This window comes from uncultured Cyclobacterium sp. (assembly GCF_963976465.1).
Classification (GTDB): domain Bacteria; phylum Bacteroidota; class Bacteroidia; order Cytophagales; family Cyclobacteriaceae; genus Cyclobacterium.
In genome coordinates, this window is record NZ_CAXBOC010000505.1 from 1 (window position 1) to 3,885 (window position 3,885).

Annotated in this window: 7 protein-coding genes; 4 read left to right on the plus strand and 3 right to left on the minus strand. The window is 37.9% G+C overall.

Annotated features, from left to right (window positions below):
• Nucleotides 1–407, plus strand: a 407-nt coding sequence (locus AAC037_RS21190; protein WP_339905430.1) for a class 1 fructose-bisphosphatase, incomplete at its 5' end; no start/stop codon positions are given.
• A 35-nt stretch (nucleotides 408–442) separates the two neighbouring features.
• Here AAC037_RS21190 and AAC037_RS21195 read toward each other — a convergent pair.
• The 3 genes from AAC037_RS21195 to yihA are packed head-to-tail and all read right to left on the minus strand — an operon-like array spanning nucleotide 443 to nucleotide 1,871.
• Nucleotides 443–733 (minus strand): hypothetical protein, encoded by a 291-nt coding sequence (locus AAC037_RS21195; RefSeq protein ID WP_339905431.1) that lies wholly within the window; start codon nucleotides 731–733, stop codon nucleotides 443–445.
• Nucleotides 734–769: 36 nt separating this feature from the next.
• A complete protein-coding gene (locus AAC037_RS21200; protein WP_339905433.1) occupies nucleotides 770–1,207 on the minus strand; it encodes a DUF5606 domain-containing protein in 438 nt (145 codons plus the stop codon).
• Between the two features lie 58 nt (nucleotides 1,208–1,265).
• Complete coding sequence (gene yihA, locus AAC037_RS21205) at nucleotides 1,266–1,871, minus strand: ribosome biogenesis GTP-binding protein YihA/YsxC (RefSeq protein ID WP_339905435.1); 606 nt, start codon at nucleotides 1,869–1,871, stop codon at nucleotides 1,266–1,268.
• Nucleotides 1,872–1,987: 116 nt separating this feature from the next.
• Here yihA and ubiE point away from each other — a divergent pair, with 116 nt between their 5' ends.
• The 3 genes from ubiE to AAC037_RS21220 form a co-directional block, all read left to right on the plus strand.
• Nucleotides 1,988–2,710: a bifunctional demethylmenaquinone methyltransferase/2-methoxy-6-polyprenyl-1,4-benzoquinol methylase UbiE gene (gene ubiE / locus AAC037_RS21210; RefSeq protein WP_339905437.1), complete on the plus strand. Its 723-nt coding sequence runs from the start codon at nucleotides 1,988–1,990 to the stop codon at nucleotides 2,708–2,710.
• The gene (locus tag AAC037_RS21215; protein ID WP_339905439.1) at nucleotides 2,659–3,438 is read left to right on the plus strand and encodes an outer membrane beta-barrel protein; all 780 of its coding nucleotides are present in this window, start codon (nucleotides 2,659–2,661) and stop codon (nucleotides 3,436–3,438) included. Before ubiE ends, AAC037_RS21215 begins: the two co-directional genes overlap by 52 nt.
• Nucleotides 3,439–3,498: 60 nt before the next feature.
• The coding region (locus AAC037_RS21220) for an SDR family NAD(P)-dependent oxidoreductase (protein ID WP_339905441.1) at nucleotides 3,499–3,885 on the plus strand (387 nt) is incomplete at its 3' end.

Genomic DNA, 3,885 nt, shown 5'->3' on the forward strand with positions numbered 1-3,885 from the left:
TTCTTTCACATCCCGACATGAAAATGCCTGAAGATGGTAATATTTTCACCATGAATGAAGGGCTTACTCCGATGATCAACCCGAATATTCTTTCCTATTTAGAAAGTTGCAAGCGACAGGGAGCTTCGGCAAGGTATATCGGAAGCTTGGTAGCTGATTTTCACAGAAATTTACTCAAAGGAGGAATATATCTTTATCCCCCCACCAACAAAGCCAAAAATGGTAAGATTAGACTGATATATGAAGCAAATGCTTTGGCTTTCATTGCTGAACAAGTAGGTGGGATGGCCTCTGATGGAAAAAATAGAATTTTAGATATTCAACCGGAGAGTCTACACCAACGAACTCCTTTTTACATAGGGTCTATCAACATGGTAAAAAAATTAGATGAAATTTTGAATAGCTGATCAATTGACCGTAATTCGAATGTAGTAGAAATTAATTACTGCTCACTGTATTTCTTACGAAAGTGTATCTTCAGCATTTGGCGATCAATTATGGCGAGTGACATTTGAAAAGAAATTTCTTCAGGGGGACAAGTATTTAATATTTCTTGCACTTTTCCTTCACCAAGATCAAACCGGTAACATAGCTGGAGAAATCTTTCAAATTCTTGATTAAGCAGGTGAGCAACCACCTGCTCAATGGCTTTTGCTAAGCCTTCTCTGTCAATTTTGTCAGGAACAATAGGCAGTTGCAGTAAATCTTTTAAGTCTACTGCAACTGTCTTCATAAGGCTTGAATTATCCATTGATGAATTCATGCATTTTTATTTTTCTTCTTCCTCAGGTTTGGTATCCTCTTCACCTGTTTCCTCTTCCAAAACCTCAGGGCACTGTGCACGGATAATATGGTACCAATTGATTAATTTCTTAACATCAGAAGCATAAACCCGATCTTCATCAAATTCCGGTAGTATATGTTTCATAAATGCTTGATACTCTTCTTTGTCAGCTCCTTCCAAACCGGTATCTCCTTGAAACTCCTTTTCTATTTTCACCATAATATCCTGCAAAGGAGAAGCTCCTTCTTCAGTAAGCGTATAAATGGATATTTCACTCAATAAAGAAACCCGCTGTGCGGCACCTACTACTAATTTACCCTTTTTTTCATCCAAAGATTCAAGGATGACCCCACTTCTACTGGGCTTCAACACTTTATATAAACCTGGTTTTCCAGAAACAGTGGCAATGTCTTTAAATTCCATGATAGTTATTTTTTTATTGGCTGCAAATATATGATTATCTCGAGAAAGATTGGGGCGTTTACCCCTCCTCATAGTATTCAGATACGTTTTCTTCTATAAATTGGGTTAACTCTTCTTTGCCTACTTTTGTCATGGCAGAGGTAACGAAAAACTCCGGTGCTTCAACAAACATTTTTTCCATTTCATCAAGGAAACGGTGGACATTGTCTGCTGTTTTCGATTGGGATTGTTTGTCCGCTTTGGTAAAAATCAATGTTACCGGCAATTCCAACTGACCACACCAAGTAATAAATTCTATATCTATAGGTTGTGGGTTGAGTCGGCTGTCGATCAATACAAATACCGATACCAGGTTTTCCCTTTCGGTAAGGTAATTGCGAATCATCTTGTTCCATTCAGCCTTCAGTTTTTTATTTGCTTTAGCAAATCCATAACCGGGAAGATCGACCATATACCAACGAGAATCAATTTCAAAATGGTTGATTAACTGGGTTTTACCCGGTTTTCCCGAGGTTTTGGCCAGGTGCTTGTGATTGGTAAGCATGTTAATAAGCGAGCTTTTTCCAACATTAGATCTACCAATAAAAGCAAATTCCGGCTTGGTGGGTGCCGGGCACTTTGTATGGTCTGAATTACTCATTAAAAAGCGTGCATTCTTCAACATGGCTCTTTTTTCTTGCAAAGGTAAGTAAATTCCTGAAAGGTCTCCAAACCATTAATTCATTAACAATTTTCCATTGCTCAAGTTTACTTAGTAATATTGTATTGAAATAAGAAGCCATGTCAGTAGTTCCGTACAAAAATCAAAAAGAAGGCAAGAAGCAACAAGTTGCCAATATGTTCAATAACATTAGCAAAAATTACGATTTGCTAAATCATGTGCTTAGCATGGGCATAGACATTATCTGGCGAAAAAAAGCCATAAAAATGTTGCAGGAAGATAAGCCAAAATTAATTTTAGATATTGCCACCGGTACCGGTGACTTCGCAATTGAAGCTTTGGCATTAAAGCCGGAAAAGATTATCGGGGTAGATATCTCTGAAGGGATGCTCAGTGAAGGGCGCAAGAAGATGAAACAAAAAAAACTGGATCACCTTATCGAATTACAAATGGGAGATTCAGAAAAGTTGCTCTTTGAGGAAAATAAGTTTGACGCTGTCATCGTTTCATTTGGGGTTAGGAACTTCGAAAACCTTGAAAAAGGATTGGCGGATATGTATCGGGTATTAAAACCAGGGGGAAAAACAGTGATTTTAGAGTTTTCTACACCAAAAAAATTCCCGATGAAACAAGCTTATTCCTTTTATTTTAAATATATTTTACCTCAGATTGGTAAAATGGTCTCAAAGGACAATTCAGCCTATACCTATTTACCCGAATCAGTAAAGGCTTTTCCTGATGGCAATGATTTTATAAATATACTTGAAAGGGTAGGTTTCAAAAAAACGCAATGCAAGACGCTCACATTTGGCATAAGTTCAATATACGTTGGTATAAAGTAATTCTCATTGCTTTAGCACTTCTCTTTTTCCAAGACCATTTGGTAAAAGCACAGCAAAAGAGTTTTATTTTTAATCCATCGGGAAGTGATAATGAACCGCTTTCCTATGGCTTTTTCCTTGCGGCTCATAACAGTTCGCTAAGAATTAAGTATGCGGACAATTTTCTCAACCCCGATTATCCCAATCTTGATAAGGTTAGGGCTATAATGCCGAGTTTTTCTCCCGGTTTTGCCTTAGGTTTTTTGGTAACAGCCAGATTGCATGATCAATTCAACCTGATGTTTACACCTAAAGTTGGGTTTTATGAATACCGTACTGAACTACAGCTTTTTACGGACGATCCGGATGCTATCAATGGAGTGGGAATAAATGCTGTTCCTCTACTTACGGAAGAAACACTTGTAGAAATTCCCCTATTGCTCAAATACAAATCCCAACGCTTTAACAATACCCGAATGTTTTTTATTGGGGGATTAAACGGGCAGTTTAGAACCAAAAATCAAGAAGAAGCCAATGAAGACCCGGTTGCTTTAAAAGGAAGCGATGTAGCATTAGAAATGGGTATGGGATTTGACCTTTATTTCAAATTTTTTAAGTTTTCTCCGGAAATTCGCTTTTCACATGGCCTAATGAATTTGTACCAAGACGGATACTCAGATGAGCGAATGGCTGGTGCCATCGCATCCATAAAAAGAAAATCCATCACTATCTATTTAAATTTTCAGTAAGGCAATTGCATTGCAGGCCTATTCACTTTTAATCTTAGGGGAAAAATTTTATCTTCCCTAATGGAAAAGAAAATTGCATTCATTACCGGAGCAAGCTCCGGCATAGGAAAAGCTTGCGTCAAATATCTGGCTGCGGAAGGCTTTGCCATCATCGCTTGTGGTCGAAGAGAAGAAAGATTAGCAGAACTAAAAGATTCACTTCCAAAAGATACTGACTATCATTATTTGGTTTTTGATGTAAGGGATAAAAAAGCAGTCTACGAAGCCATTGATTCTTTGCCTGATCAATGGAAAAATATAACCGTCTTAATCAATAACGCAGGCAATGCCCACGGACTGGACTTTATTCAAGATGGCAGCGAAGATGACTGGGATGCCATGATGGACATTAATGTAAAAGGCCTACTTTACGTTTCAAAAAAGATCATCCCCGGTATGGTAGAAAGA